We start from the raw sequence: 13,825 nt of genomic DNA, 5'->3' as shown, positions 1-13,825 counted from the left end.
ATAGTCGCCGGAAAAATGCTGGTCCGCCGCCGACCCTGATCGTGATCCGGACCGGCGACCCGGGCGACCACCCCGGTTACGAGGAGTAGGCGCTGTTTTCTTCGACGTACGCGTGCGTGAGGTCATTGGTCCAGATAGTGGCGGAGGCCGAGCCGGCGTTGAGGTCGATCTCCACGGTGACCTCGCGGCCGCTCAGATCCACCAGGTCCCGGGAGTCGCCGATGCAGCCGTTGCGGCAGATCTGGACACCGTTGATGCTGACGTTGATCTTGTCCGGGTCAAAGACGGCGTCGGTGGTGCCCACCGATGCTAAGACGCGGCCCCAGTTGGGGTCGTTGCCGAAGATGGCTGCCTTGAACAGGTTGGAGCGGGCCACCGAGCGGGAGACGATTTCGGCGTCTCGTTCGGTGGCTGCGTGGGTGGTGATGATGGCGATGTCGTGGCTTGCACCCTCGGCATCGGCAATCAAGCCACGGGCCAAGGCGGCGCACACCCGGGTCAGTCCGGCGGTGAATTCGTCCATGTCCGGGAATGTTGTGGAGGCGCCGGAGGCCATGAGCAGCACTGTGTCATTGGTGGACATGCACCCGTCCGAGTCGGCACGGTTGAAGGTGACCCTGACGGCGTCGCGCAGGGCCGCGTCGAGGCCTTCCGCCGCGAGGGCGGCATCGGTGGTGATGACCACCAGCATGGTGGCCAGTCCGGGGGCGAGCATGCCAGCACCCTTGGCCATGCCACCAATGGTGTAGCTCAGGCCCTCGGCATTGGGTTCGGAGGTCCAGGACGCCTCCTTGGGGACGGTGTCGGTGGTCATGATCGCCGTGGCGGCGGCAGCCCCGCCGTCGGTGGTCAGGGCGGCTGCGACGGCGTCAACGCCGGGCAGGATCTTATCCATGGGCAGTTGCTCACCAATCAATCCCGTGGAGCAGACGGCCACGTCGGTGGCGGAGATACCCAACACCTCGGCCACCTTCTCGGCCGTGGCGTGCGTGTTTTGGAAGCCCTCGGGGCCCGTGCAGGCATTGGCGCCTCCGGAGTTCAGCACCACGGCATCAACCCTGCCGTCTTGGAGGACTTGGCGGGACCAGTGAATGGGCGCGGCCGCAACACGGTTGCTGGTGAAGACGGCTGCCGCTGTGCGCGCCGGGCCGTCATTGATGACCAGGGCCAGGTCCGGCTTGCCGGATGTCTTCAGCCCGGCAGTAACGCCGGCTGCCCGGAATCCTTGTGCAGTTGTCACGCTCATGGTGCTACTCCTTGGAAGGTCAAGCCCGTGGTTTCGGCCAGGCCGAGGGCAATGTTCATGGACTGTACGGCTCCGCCGGCGGTGCCTTTGGTCAAGTTGTCAATGGCGCAACAAACTATCACGCGGTTCACGTGGGCGTCGTAGGCGATTTGCATGGCAGCATAGTTGGAGCCTTGCACGGACTTGGTGGAGGGCCATTGGCCCTCCGGGAGAACGTGCACAAACGGTTCGTCCTCGTAGGCTTCCACCCAGATCTGACGGAGCGCCGAGGCGGGGTCGGCGAGGGCCGCGATCTCCGCGGACACCTTCGCGGTGGCTGTTGTGAGGATGCCGCGGCTCATGGGGGCCAGGGTGGGGGTGAAGGAAACCCGCACATCCAGTCCCGACGCGGCGGACAGGCCCTGCTCAATCTCGGGGGTGTGGCGGTGCCCGCCGCCCACACCGTAAGGGCTCATGGAGCCCATGACCTCGGATCCGATCAAGTTGATCTTGGCGGCCTTGCCGGCACCGGAGGTGCCCGAGGCGGCAACAATCACCACGTCATCGGGGACCAGGGCGTTGGCGGCGAAGCCTGGCATGAGGGCCAGCAGCGAACTGGTGGGGTAACACCCGGGCACGGCAATGCGCTTGGAGCGGCGAATCCGTTCCCTGTGCCCGGGCAATTCCGGCAAGCCATAAGGCCAGGTGCCGGCGTGGGCGGATCCATAGAACTTCTCCCACGCTGCGGAATCTTCCAGCCGGTGGTCGGCGCCGGCGTCGATCACCAAGGTGTCAGCGGGCAGCTGTGCGGCGATGGCCGCGGAGGCGCCGTGCGGCAGTGCCAGGAAGACGACGTCGTGCCCCGAGAGGTTCTCCACCGTTGTGTCCACCAGGATGCGGTCGGCCAGCGCGTGCAGATGGGGGGCCAGGGAACCCAGCCGGGCACCTGCGTTGCTGTGGGCGGTGATGGCCCCTATGTTCACGTCGGGGTGGCTGGCCAGCAGGCGCAGCACCTCTCCCCCGGCATATCCACTGGCTCCGGAGACGGCTACAGAAATTGTCATATGACGACTATACAGCTGAACTATTCACCATCACCGATATTTATGCATATTGTGTGGTTCGGCTTTCTGTACCCGGCCCTATGATGATCATGGGGGCTTGCCTCCTCACGAAAACGCTAGTAACCGATTGGGAGTTCATCATGACCGAGCAGTGCAATGCCATCCTCGCTGCATCCCCCGGCGGCCCCGAGGTCTTGAAGCTCACCCGGATTCCCAGGCCCGTCGCACAGGCGGGTGAACTGTTGATCAAGGTCGCGGCCGTTGGTGTGAATTTCATTGAAAGCTACCAGCGTCAAGGCATCTACCCGGTGCCTTTCCCTTTCACCCCGGGCGCCGAAGCCGCTGGAACCGTTGTTGCCGTGGGGTCCGGTGTCCACGGCTTTACCGTGGGTGACCGTGTTGCCACGGCAGAGGGCAGCGCCTGCTACGCCGACTACGCCGTGATGGCGGCCGCGAAGGCCTTGCACGTGCCCGCAGCCGTGCCGCTGGATGTGGCCGCAGCCCTGCCGTTGCAAGGCATGACAGCCCACTACTTGATGAACTCAACGTACCGGGTGGCGCCGGGGCAGACTGTCCTGCTCCATGCCGGTGCCGGCGGCGTGGGCCTGTTGCTGACACAGCTGTTGAAGGACCGTGAGGCCCGGGTCATCACCACCGTCTCCTCGGCGGAGAAGGAGGAACTCTCCCGGGCTGCCGGCGCCGATGAGGTGCTGCGTTATGAAGACTTCGCCACGAACGTCCGCGAGCTCACCGAAGGCGAGGGTGTGGATGTGGTGTTCGACGGCGTAGGCAAGGACACCTTCGACGGCTCGCTGGCATCGTTGCGCACTAGGGGCACGATGGTGCTTTTTGGTGGAGCCTCCGGCCAGGTGCCGCCCTTCGACGTGCAACGGCTGAACTCCGGCGGGTCCCTAACACTTGTCCGACCCAAGCTTGGCGATCACCTGCTCAACGCCCAGGAGCGCTTGTGGCGTGCAACCGAAGTGTTCGATGCCGCGGCCACGGGTCATTTGGCGGTCCGGATCGGTGCCCGCTTCCCGCTCGCTGAGGCAGGAGCTGCACACACTGCACTCCAGGGCCGCCTCACCGCAGGCAAGGTCATCCTCGAGCCATGAACAGGGCCACGTCCGCGGTGACCGGACAGCAGAGGCAGGGGCAGCTGGGGCAGCTGGGCGCAGAGCAACTTGTTGCCTGCCATTCAACTTCCGTTCATCTCGCTGGTGCACGGTGAGGCAGTGAACCGTGCCCCAGTGAATATCCCCCCGATTCAAGCGACAGCATCCCTCGAACAGCCGCCGGCAGCCCTATTTTCAGCACAAATGCCCGGCAGCGAGCTGGCGCCCGAACCCAGAACGCTGTGGGAGATTGTGCAGGCCACGGCAGCACTGAACCCTGACGCCACTGCGTTGGATGACGGCACGAAGGCCCTGAGCTACGAGGACTTGGTGCACGCCGTGCGGAGCAAGGCCGACGAACTCACCGCCGCCGGGCTCGGTGCCGGTGACAGGATTGGGGTGCGGATCCCCTCGGGCACCTCGGAGCTGTATCTGGCAATTTTGGCCATCCTGTCCCTTGGCGCCACCTACGTCCCCGTCGATGCCGACGACCCCGCGGAGCGGGCAGCACTTGTTTTCGGTGAGGCAGCGGTTGCCGCCGTGCTCGGAGACCCGCTGACAGCTAAGGCCCTCACGCTCTCCGGCGACCGGCCGGCCCCGTTCCCCCATCCCCGGCCCCCGCTCCCGACGGACGACGCGTGGATCATCTTCACCTCCGGGTCCACGGGCACCCCGAAGGGTGTGGCCGTCAGCAACCGCTCAGCGGCAGCCTTCGTTGACGCCGAGGCCCGGATTTTCCTGCAGGCGGAGCCGATAGGGCCCGAGGACAGGGTCCTTGCCGGTTTGTCGGTGGCCTTCGATGCCTCCTGTGAGGAGATGTGGCTGGCGTGGCGTTACGGGGCGGCACTGGTCCCGGCGCCGCGGTCGCTGGTCCGTTCGGGCATGGATCTGGGCCCGTGGCTGATTTCCCACGGCATCACGGTTGTCTCGACGGTGCCCACGTTGGCGGCCCTGTGGCCCGCGGAGGCGCTGGAATCGGTGCGCCTGCTCATTTTTGGTGGCGAGGCCTGCCCGCCGGAACTGGCCACCCGCTTGGCCGTGCCGGGCCGCGAAGTCTGGAACACGTACGGCCCCACCGAGGCGACGGTCGTTGCGTGCGCCGCGCCGCTGGGCGGTCCCGGTCCGGTTCGGATCGGGCTGCCGTTGAACGGTTGGGACCTGGCCGTCGTCGACCCTGCCGGCACGCCGGTGGCCGAGGGTGAGGTCGGCGAACTGATCATTGCCGGTGTGGGTTTGGCCCGCTACCTTGACCCGGCCAAGGATGCCGAGAAGTACGCGGCCATGCCGGCGTTTGGCTGGGATCGCGCCTACCGCAGCGGCGACTTGGTGCGTCTGGACAGCGTCGGACTGGTGTTCATGGGCCGCGCCGACGATCAGGTGAAGCTGGGCGGACGGCGGATCGAACTCGGTGAAATTGATGCGGCGCTGCAGTCCCTGCCCGGCATTTCAGGTGCCGCCGCCGCCGTCCAGGAAACGGCTGGTGGCAGCCAGCTGCTGGTCGGCTACCTGGTCCCGGCGCCCGGCAGCAGCCCGGATGCCGGCGCCCTGCGCTCCCTGCTGGCCACTTCGCTGCCGGCCCCCTTGATCCCGCTGCTCACCTTCACCGATGCCCTGCCCACCAAAACCAGCGGAAAAGTGGATCGCAAGGCTTTGCCGTGGCCCCTGGCACAGCCCGTGGGCGACGACGGTTCCCTCGCCGGGACGCTGGCGCCGGAGGCTCAATGGGTCCTTGAACAATGGCAGGCCGTCCTGGGCGGCACACCATCGTCCCTTGACACCGATTTTTTCGCCAGCGGCGGCGGTAGCCTGGCGGCGGCCCAGCTGGTGTCGGCCCTGCGCAGACGCTATCCGCGCATCACGGTGGCCGATGTTTATTCACATCCGCGGATCGGCGCCTTGCTGGAACTGGCCTTGGGCTCAGCGCCTGTCGCTGAGGCGGGTGACATGGTCAACCGCACGGTGGGGCGGACCCGGCGACGCTCGCAGGTGTTTCAGACGCTCATGGGTGTGCCCCTGCACGTCCTGGTCGGGATGCGTTGGCTGACGTACCTGATGGTGCTGAACAACATCGCTGCCTGGCAGGGCGTGCTGCCGGGCGCGCCGACCATTTCCTGGTGGTGGGTTGCGGCGTCGTGGGTCGTTTTTGTTTCACCGTGGGGGCGGATGGGGATTTCGGTGCTCGCGGCCAGGCTCCTGCTCCGCGGGGTCCGCCCGGGTAGTTATCCGCGCTCGGGCAAGGTGCATTTGCGGCTCTGGCTGGCCGAGCAAATTGCCGACATGTCTGCCGCCGTGTCCCTGGCCAGCGCACCGTGGGTGCCCTACTATGCCCGGGCCTTGGGTGTGACGATGGGCAAGAACGTTGACCTGCACTCGGTGCCACCGGTCACCGGCCTGTTGAGCCTCGCCGAGGGTTGCTCCATTGAACCGGAGGTGGATCTTTCCGGCTGGTGGATCGACGGCGACTGGGTGCACATTGGCGAAATCTCCGTGGGTGCCGGTGCCGTCGTGGGCGCCCGCAGCACGCTGATGCCCGGGGCACGCATCGGCGCCGGCGCTCAGGTGGCGCCGGGATCCGCTGTGCGCGGCAAGGTCAAGCCCGGCGTCACGGTCTCCGGTTCGCCGGCGGAACGAACCGGCAAGGCCAAGCACTCCTGGCCGGATCTGCGCACCGCCACCACCTGGCGTGGCGAACTTCCCTTTGCCGGCGCGTCCGCGCTGCTGTCCATGATGCCGTTTGTGGCGGCGGCGGCTGCCGTGTGGACAGTGTTGGCGGCCGTCGCCGGCCAGCAGTCATTCTCGGCGTCACTTCCCACCCTCCTGTGGGCTGTTCCGCTGGCGGCCCTGGTCTGGTTCCTGACGCTGCTGGTGCTGATCCTGGTGACGGTGCGCCTGTTGGGCGTGGGTTTGCGTGAGGGGCACTACCCGGTGCGCAGCCGGATCGGGTGGCAGGTGTGGGCCACCGAGAGGGTGCTGGACATGGCCCGTGATCTGTTGTTCCCCATCTATGCCAGCCTCTTCACCCCCGTCTGGCTGCGCCTGCTCGGCGCGAAGGTTGGTAAGAATGTGGAGGCCTCCACGGTGCTGCTGCTGCCAAAGATGACAACCATCGGTGCCGGCGCTTTCCTGGCCGATGACACCATGATCGCCTCCTACGAACTGGGCGGGGGCTACATCCACATTGCCCCAGCCAAGGTGGGTAAACGCTCCTTCCTGGGCAATTCGGGCATGGCCGCTGCCGGGCGCACCATGCCGCGCAACTCGCTCGTGGCTGTGCTGTCGGCAGCACCGGCCAAGGCCAAGGCCGGCACGTCATGGCTGGGCAGCCCGCCGGTGCGCCTGCGCCGCACCAACTTGAACACCGACGAGTCGTTGACCTTCGCCCCGCCGCTGCGGCTCAAGGTGGCACGGGCCCTGTGGGAAAGCTGCCGACTGGTCCCCACGGTCCTCTCGGTGGCCATCGCCGCCGCAGTGCTGGCCGTGTTCGACGCCGTCGCCCTCGCCGGGGGTTATTGGCTGGCCGCCCTGCTCACTGGCGTCGTGATCCTGGTGGCGGGCGCCGTGGCTGCGGGCAGCGCCGTCGCCGCCAAATGGTTGCTGGTGGGCCGCATCAAGCCCGGCGAACACCCGCTCTGGAGCTCCTTCATCTGGCGTAACGAGGTGGTGGACACGTTCATTGAGCTGGTCAGTGCGCCATGGTTTGCGCGAGCGGCCGTGGGCACACCTGCCATGGTGTGGTGGCTGCGCGCGCTCGGGGCAAAGATCGGCCATGGCACCTGGTGTGAAAGCTACTGGCTGCCCGAGGCAGATCTTGTCTCGCTCGGTGAAAGTTCCACCGTCAACCGCGGCTGTGTGATCCAGACGCACCTGTTCCATGACAGGGTCATGGCCATTGATACCGTTACGCTAGAGGCGGGGGCCACCATGGGCCCGCATGGGGTGATCCTGCCTGCGGCCTGCATCGCCACCAGCGGCACCGTGGGACCGGCGTCGCTGGTGATGCGCGGTGAAAGCGTACCCGCCAGCAGCTACTGGATGGGCAATCCCATCAGCCCCTGGAAGGGTCCGGAATTTGCGGACCGTGCCTGAGACCCAACCGATTCGGAAACCACACCCAGCATGAGAATCCTGCACCGCCCCCGGCATTTGGCAACCCCGGAAGTCCCGGCCGCCCCGGACCCGTACACCCCCCTGCACGGCAGCACCCACTATGCGGTGAAACACTATGACCTGGAGCTGACAGTCCGGCTCGCGGGGAACCAGGTGCAGGGCCGCGCCATCATCTCGGCCACGGCCCTTGTGCCACTGGCTTCGGTGGACCTTGACCTGATCGGGTTGGGCCTGGACAAGGCGTTCGTCGACGGCATCCGGGTGGTCAAGCATGCCCAGCGCGCGGGGAAGGTGCAACTGCGCCTGCCCGCCCCCGTGGAGGCCGGCACCGACTTCACCATGGACGTTCGTTACAGCGGTATTCCCGCACCCGACGACGGCGCATGGGGCGAAGTTGGGTGGGAAGAGCTGGACGACGGCGTCCTGGTCGCCGGCCAGCCCACCGGGGCGCCCACCTGGTTCCCGTGCAATGACAGGCCCGACGACAAGGCCTCCTACCGCATCTCCGTCACCACAGACGCCGACTACACGGCCGTGTGCAACGGCACGCTCGTCTCACATTCGAAGAAATCGAGCCGAGAAACGTGGGTGTATGAGCAATCAGCCCCGATGGCCACCTACCTGGCGACCGTGCAGATTGGCCGGTACAAGTTGCTGGCGCTTCCGGCCCGGGCGGGCGAGTCACGGCTGCCCATCACGGTGGCTGTGCCGAAACAGTTGCAGGCGAAGGCGGCCACAGCCCTGAGCAGGCAACGGGAAATGGTGGACGTATTCACGCAATCCTTCGGACCGTACCCGTTTCCCACGTACACGGTGGTGGTGACCGCTGACCAGCTGGAAATACCGCTCGAGGCGCAATCCCTGTCCATTATTGGCTGCAACCACCTTGATACCGGGTGGGAATCCCAGCGCCTGATTGCCCATGAGCTCTCGCACCAATGGTTTGGCAACTCCCTGACGCTTGCCTCATGGCGTGACATCTGGCTGCACGAGGGCTTTGCCTGCTATGCCGAATGGCTCTGGTCCGAAGAGAGCGGATCCCTGACTGTTGCCGAACGGGCGGCCGCGGCTCACGCGAAACTGCTCGCCGAGCCGGTCGTGTTGACTGTCGGTGACCCCGGTGTGGAGCTGATGTTTGATGACGCGGTTTACAAACGTGGGGCCCTCGCCCTGGAAGCCCTGCGCGCTGCTGCGGGTCAGGAGAACTTCTTCACCCTGCTCCACCGCTGGGTGGCGGAGAACCGCCACGGCTCGGTATCCACGGCCGCCTTTGTTGCCTTGGCCGATCAGCTGTGCGCCGGGGTGCCGGGTTTCTCGGCCACAGCCATCCTCACCCCGTGGCTATTCCGGCAGCCGCTGCCGCCATTGCCGCGCCGTTAGACGCCGGGTCGGCCCAACGCCACTGCTGCGGCGAAACCGTCCGGCAGCCCCACCTCGTTCGGGGCCACATCCCATACGAGAACGGCTGTGTCAGTGGTTGTTGTGTCGGCAAAAGCTTCGATGGTGGTGGGGTCCGTGCGCAAGCCAAGGCCCGAGTGTTTGGCCAAGGCTTCCTTGCGCGCCCAGGCCGCAGCACGCCACGCGTTGCGCGCGCCTGGGGCGAGTCCGGGCAGCCGCAACTTTTCCGCAGGACTGAGCGCCACGTCGTCGAACCCGGCAAAACCAAGCTGCGCCACATCCTGCAGATCCACCCCCAGCGGCAGGCCCGCCACCGGCACCATGGCGGCCAGGGCCCAGCCGCGGCTGCGCGAAAAGCTGATTGACAGGGCGGCCGGCCCACCACGCAGCCAATAGCGAGGTCGGCCGTGCGAGCGGACCGGGTTGGGGCCGCAATCGGGGCAGCTGTACGCGGCCAGCAGCTCTTGCGGGGCGGCGCCGAGCAGTTCGGCCGCCATGAGCCGCTGCACCACGCGCCCGGCCATGAAGTCCCGGCGCGTGGCTGCCGCGGTGAAGGTCGCTGCCCGGCGCGCTTCGGCAGCGTCCAGCAGCACGGCCAAGTCCTGATCCACGGCGTCCAGCTCGAAGGCACGCACGGCGACCTGGCTGGGCCCACCTGCCGTAGAGCCGAACTCGTTCACTCTTGCTCCACCTTCTGTTAACTTTCGGTAATTTCCGCCGCGTTAGGCTTCAGTCATGACTCGACCCGCCCCGGATTTCACCGGCTTCACCGTTATTGACAACGACGATGACGATCCGGTACTGTTGGCCCCGGACGGCTCCCAGGTGGACACCTGGCGGGACGGCTACCCCTATGCAGCGCGGCTGGAGCGGGACGTCTACGACCTTGAAAAGCGGTTGCTGCAAATTGAGTTGCTGAAACTTCAGCAATGGATCAAGGGTACCGGGCGGCGGGTGGTCATCCTGTTCGAGGGCCGCGATGCCGCCGGCAAGGGCGGGACCATCAAGCGGTTCACCGAGCACCTGAACCCGCGCGGCACCCGGGTGGTGGCGTTGGAAAAGCCCAGCCGCCGCGAGTCCACCCAATGGTATTTCCAGCGCTATGTGGCGCACCTGCCCAGCGCCGGGGAAATGGTGTTGTTTGACAGGTCCTGGTACAACCGGACAGGGGTTGAGCGTGTCATGGGTTTTTGCACCAAGGAGCAGTATGACGAGTTCATCCGGCAGGCGCCGCTGTTTGAACGCATGCTGGTCAACGACGGTGTGACAGTCATTAAGTTTTGGTTTTCCGTCACTCAGGCGGAGCAACGGACCCGCTTCATCATCCGCCAGGTGGACCCCGTGCGTCAGTGGAAGCTTTCGCCGATGGATGTGGCCTCCTTGGACAAGTGGGATGCGTACACCTCGGCCAAGGAACGCATGTTCAAAAAAACCGACACCCGCCATGCACCGTGGACTGTGGTGAAGTCCAACGATAAGAAGCGGGCCCGGCTGGCAGCGATGCGCCATGTGCTGAGCTTGTTTGACTACACGGGCAAGGATCATGACCTGGTCGGTGTGCCCGACCCGCACATTATTGGCCCGGCCTCTGCCGTGGTCGGGGAGGGCGAGGAGTTCTAGCGTTGCCCCTCCAGCGAACGTAGGATTTGAGCATGCAAGAACTTTCCAACGGAGCCTTTCAACTCAGTCGGTCCCGCGGCGCCAACGGCTATGTGGTTGCCTCCGGGGAACAGCTTGTCGTCATCGATCCGGGCCTGGCGTCGGGCGCATCGGGCGTCGTGACGGAGCTGCGCGAGGCCGGCCTGCTGAAAGCTGTGCGCCACGTGCTACTCACACACTACGACCTGGACCATGCAGGTGCGGCGGAAGCTGTTGCCGCCGCGGCCGGGGCAACGGTGTGGATCAGCCGGCTCGATGCCCAGGTGTTGACCGGCCAGTTGCGCCCGGGCACCGTTTTTAGGCGCCTGAGCACTGCCTTCGGGAAGCCTCATCTGCCGGACGCTGTCGCCTACCTTGGGGAGTCTGGGGGCTTCCCCACGGGGATCACAGCAGTTGCGGCGCCGGGCCATACTGCCGGCCACTACGCATATCACTGGGCGGACACGCTGTTCATCGGTGACGCGGCCCGGGTGCGACAAGACGGCTCGCTGAAACAGTTCCCGGGGTTCATGAATACTGACAAGGCCGCGGCCCTGCACACTGCCGGCCAACTTGAAGCCCTGGATGTTGCCTGGGTTTGCCCGGGCCACGGCAAGGTCACCCGCAAGCTTTAAGCAACTGACCCGCAGAAAACGCCGAAAATGCACGAAATTCGTGCAATTTTCGGCGTTTTCTGCGGGTCAGTTCTAAGGGTGTGTCAGTTGCTGCGGCTTATCGCTGGGTGGCGCCGAACCGCTCGGCGGCCAGTTCCACGGCTGCCGCACGGGCGGCCGACGCTTCATCAGCTGTCAAGGTCCTGTCCGCTGCACGGAACCGCAGGCCAAACGCCAGGGACTTGCTGCCCTCGGCGATGCCCGGGCCCTGATATTCATCGAACAAGGCAACGTCCTCGAGCAAATCGCCGGCACCTTCGCGTAAGGATTCCAGCACGGCCTGTGCCGGAACCTCCACCGGTACCACCAAGGCAACGTCCTGGGTGGCCACCGGGAAGGTGGAGATGGGCTTGGCCACAATGACGTCGGCCGCGGCCGCAAAGACCTTCTCGGCGTTGATTTCCATGGCCACGGAGCGGGCAGGCATGTTCAGCTCAGCCAGCAGCTTCGGGTGCAGCTCACCGGCGTAACCCACCACATCCCCGTTGCGCAGCGTCAAAACTGCCGCGCGGCCGGGGTGAAACGCCTGATGCGAACCTTGGGAAACCACAAGCTCCACGCCGGCAACGTCGGCAACCAGACGGGCAGCATCCAGGGCGTCGGCCCAATCCCAATGCCGCGGCGTGTGGCCCGGCGCTGCCGGTGAATCCTTGCCGGTGAAGATGGCCGCCATGGTCAGCGGCTGGTACGGGATACCGTCGTAGAGGGCATCCAGGACGTCCTCGGACGGTTTGATGCCCAGCGGCGGGATGGACGGGGTGCCCACAGTACCGCTGGGCAGGAACACCAGACCCGATTCGAACAAGGCCAAGTCGTGGAAACCACGTGAGTGGTTGCGCTTGGCAATCTCCAGCAGGCCCGGCAGGATCGAGGTCCGCAAGAAGCCGAACTCTTCACTCAACGGATTGGCCAGCTTCACGGCGGCACGAACAGCACCGGCATCAGCCACGCCAAAGGTGTCGTTGGATGCTTTTGAAACAAACGGGTACGCCAGAATCTCGGTCAGACCGGAGTCGGCCAGGGCCTGGACCGCGCGGCGGCGCTGCTGTTGCGTGCGTGAGTAGCCACGTCCGGGAGGTGCCGTGGGCAGCGTTGCCGGGATCAGGTCGTAGCCCACCAGGCGGGCAACTTCCTCGGTCAGGTCCTCCTTGGTGAGAAGATCGTAACGCCAGGTGGGGGCTGTGACGGAATATCCGCCGTCGACCTTTTCCACCACAGCACCCAAATCCGTCAGGGAGCCGAAGATCTGGGCCTGGGAGAAATCGATGCCGATGCGGGCCGAGGTGAAGCCGGATGGCAGGAACACCGGCGTCGGTGCCACAAACGTGGCGACGTCGGTGGAGGTGGTCTCCTCCGTGCCGCCGGCCAGTTCAACCAGCAGGTTCACCGCACGCTGGGCAGCCACGTCAGCAACCGCCACGTCAACGCCGCGCTCAAAGCGTTTGGACGCCTCGGAGGGCAGCTTGTGGCGGCGGCGAGACCGGGCAATGGACACTTCTTCAAAGTGGGCGGCCTCAATCAGCACGGTGGTGGTGCCGGAGGAGACCTCGGTGGAGGCCCCGCCCATGACGCCGGCGATGCCGATCGGCCCCGATGAATCGGTGATGAGCAGGTCCTCGGGGTCCAGTGTGCGGACCTTGCCGTCAAGGGTTTCCAGCGTTTCCCCGGCAGCTGCGCGGCGCACCACAATGGCGCCGGTGACCGTCTCGGCGTCGTAAAAGTGCAGCGGCTGACCCAGTTCCAACATGACGTAGTTGGAGATGTCCACGGGCAGCGAGATGGCGCGGATGCCGGCCAGGCGCAGGCGCGAGGACATCCACGGCGGGGTGGGCGCGGCGGCGTTGATGCCGCGCACAGTGCGTGCCACGAAACGGTCGCAACCGGCCTTGCCGTAGATGGGCGCGCCGTCGTCGATTACGACGGCCTGGCCGGCGCCGGTGGCTGCTGTGACCGACACCAGGGACGCCGGGTCGGTGAAGACGCTGTCCGTGGCGTGCGCGTATTCGCGGGCGACGCCGCGGATACTGAACGCGTAGCCGCGATCGGGGGTCACATTGATTTCGGCGGCTTCCTCACACAGGCCCAAGAGCTCCAGTGCGTCGGTGCCCAATTCCGGGTCAAGGCCCAGGGTGGAGAGCACCAGGATGCCGTCGTGGTCATCCCCGATGCCGAGCTCGCGCACCGAGGCGATCATGCCGGCAGAGACGTGGCCGTAGGTGTTTCGCGGCGTGATGTGGAAGTCGCCGGGCAGCACTGCTCCGGGCAGGGTGACAACAACCTTGTCACCGACCACGAAGTTGTGCGCGCCGCAGACAATGCCCTGCACGCCCGAGGGGTCGATGCCCTCAATGTCCAGGGTTTGTGCGGCGCCCTCGGGAACCACCCGCACGGTGCACCAGTTGATGGTCTTGCCGTTGGTCTGCGGTTCCTTCTCGAGGGTCAACACCTGGCCCACCACAATGGGGCCACTGATGTCATCCAGCGGACGGTGCACATCTTCTTCTTCGAAACCAACCTTGACCAGCTCGGTCATTACATCTTCGGCAGTTGCTCCTGCCGGTACCTGCGCGTATTCGCGCAGCCAAGTCAGTGGAATACGCACCG

Annotated in this window: 9 protein-coding genes; 5 read left to right on the top strand and 4 right to left on the bottom strand. The window is 65.8% G+C overall.

Going from position 1 to position 13,825, the window contains the following annotated elements; all coding sequences use genetic code 11:
• Positions 1–76: 76 nt before the first annotated feature.
• On the bottom strand, positions 77–1,246 hold the full coding sequence (gene argJ, locus ACX80E_RS11255) for a bifunctional glutamate N-acetyltransferase/amino-acid acetyltransferase ArgJ (RefSeq protein WP_459302030.1): 1,170 nt from the start codon (positions 1,244–1,246) through the stop codon (positions 77–79).
• Entirely contained in the window at positions 1,243–2,289 is a 1,047-nt protein-coding gene (argC, locus tag ACX80E_RS11250) for an N-acetyl-gamma-glutamyl-phosphate reductase (RefSeq protein ID WP_459302029.1), read from the bottom strand. The genes argJ and argC overlap by 4 nt, the downstream gene beginning before the upstream one ends.
• A 140-nt stretch (positions 2,290–2,429) precedes the next feature.
• Here argC and ACX80E_RS11245 point away from each other — a divergent pair, with 140 nt between their 5' ends.
• The 3 genes from ACX80E_RS11245 to ACX80E_RS11235 all read left to right on the top strand — a co-directional run bounded on the left by ACX80E_RS11245 (position 2,430) and on the right by ACX80E_RS11235 (position 8,891).
• A complete protein-coding gene (locus ACX80E_RS11245; RefSeq protein ID WP_459302028.1) occupies positions 2,430–3,404 on the top strand; it encodes a quinone oxidoreductase family protein in 975 nt (324 codons plus the stop codon).
• A 204-nt stretch (positions 3,405–3,608) separates the two neighbouring features.
• The gene (locus tag ACX80E_RS11240; RefSeq protein WP_459302045.1) at positions 3,609–7,490 is read left to right on the top strand and encodes a Pls/PosA family non-ribosomal peptide synthetase; all 3,882 of its coding nucleotides are present in this window, start codon (positions 3,609–3,611) and stop codon (positions 7,488–7,490) included.
• Positions 7,491–7,520: 30 nt separating this feature from the next.
• Positions 7,521–8,891 (top strand): M1 family metallopeptidase, encoded by a 1,371-nt coding sequence (locus ACX80E_RS11235; RefSeq protein WP_459302027.1) that lies wholly within the window; start codon positions 7,521–7,523, stop codon positions 8,889–8,891.
• Here the strand turns inward: ACX80E_RS11235 and ACX80E_RS11230 are convergent.
• Positions 8,888–9,589 carry a 4'-phosphopantetheinyl transferase family protein gene (locus ACX80E_RS11230; RefSeq protein WP_459302026.1) on the bottom strand — a complete coding sequence of 234 codons (702 nt, stop codon included), beginning with the start codon at positions 9,587–9,589 and terminating at the stop codon, positions 8,888–8,890. The two genes, ACX80E_RS11235 and ACX80E_RS11230, sit on opposite strands and share 4 nt — an antisense overlap.
• 55 nt (positions 9,590–9,644) lie before the next feature.
• Between ACX80E_RS11230 and ppk2 the strand changes: the two genes are divergently transcribed.
• Together ppk2 and ACX80E_RS11220 are read left to right on the top strand one after the other, a co-directional pair.
• Positions 9,645–10,529 (top strand): polyphosphate kinase 2, encoded by an 885-nt coding sequence (gene ppk2, locus ACX80E_RS11225; protein WP_459302024.1) that lies wholly within the window; start codon positions 9,645–9,647, stop codon positions 10,527–10,529.
• Positions 10,530–10,561: 32 nt separating this feature from the next.
• Positions 10,562–11,182, top strand: a complete 621-nt coding sequence (locus tag ACX80E_RS11220; RefSeq protein WP_459302023.1) for an MBL fold metallo-hydrolase — start codon at positions 10,562–10,564, stop codon at positions 11,180–11,182.
• Between the two features lie 97 nt (positions 11,183–11,279).
• Here ACX80E_RS11220 and pheT read toward each other — a convergent pair whose 3' ends face one another.
• Positions 11,280–13,823, bottom strand: coding sequence for a phenylalanine--tRNA ligase subunit beta (gene pheT, locus ACX80E_RS11215; RefSeq protein WP_459302022.1), 2,544 nt, complete (start codon positions 13,821–13,823; stop codon positions 11,280–11,282).
• Between the last annotated feature and the right edge of the window lie 2 nt (positions 13,824–13,825).

Source organism: Arthrobacter sp. TMN-49 (genome assembly GCF_054511095.1).
The sequence above is the reverse complement of the archived record's forward strand: the minus strand, read 5'-3'. Positions and strand labels throughout refer to the sequence as shown.

Bases quoted from the DNA above. Each gene is read 5' to 3' on its own strand.
- ppk2 (WP_459302024.1), top strand. From the start codon at position 9,645: ATGACTCGACCCGCCCCGGATTTCACCGGCTTCACCGTTATTGACAAC.
- ACX80E_RS11235 (WP_459302027.1), top strand. From the start codon at position 7,521: ATGAGAATCCTGCACCGCCCCCGGCATTTGGCAACCCCGGAAGTCCCG.
- argJ (WP_459302030.1), bottom strand. From the start codon at position 1,246: ATGAGCGTGACAACTGCACAAGGATTCCGGGCAGCCGGCGTTACTGCC.
- ACX80E_RS11245 (WP_459302028.1), top strand. From the start codon at position 2,430: ATGACCGAGCAGTGCAATGCCATCCTCGCTGCATCCCCCGGCGGCCCC.
- ACX80E_RS11220 (WP_459302023.1), top strand. From the start codon at position 10,562: ATGCAAGAACTTTCCAACGGAGCCTTTCAACTCAGTCGGTCCCGCGGC.
- argC (WP_459302029.1), bottom strand. From the start codon at position 2,289: ATGACAATTTCTGTAGCCGTCTCCGGAGCCAGTGGATATGCCGGGGGA.
- ACX80E_RS11240 (WP_459302045.1), top strand. From the start codon at position 3,609: ATGCCCGGCAGCGAGCTGGCGCCCGAACCCAGAACGCTGTGGGAGATT.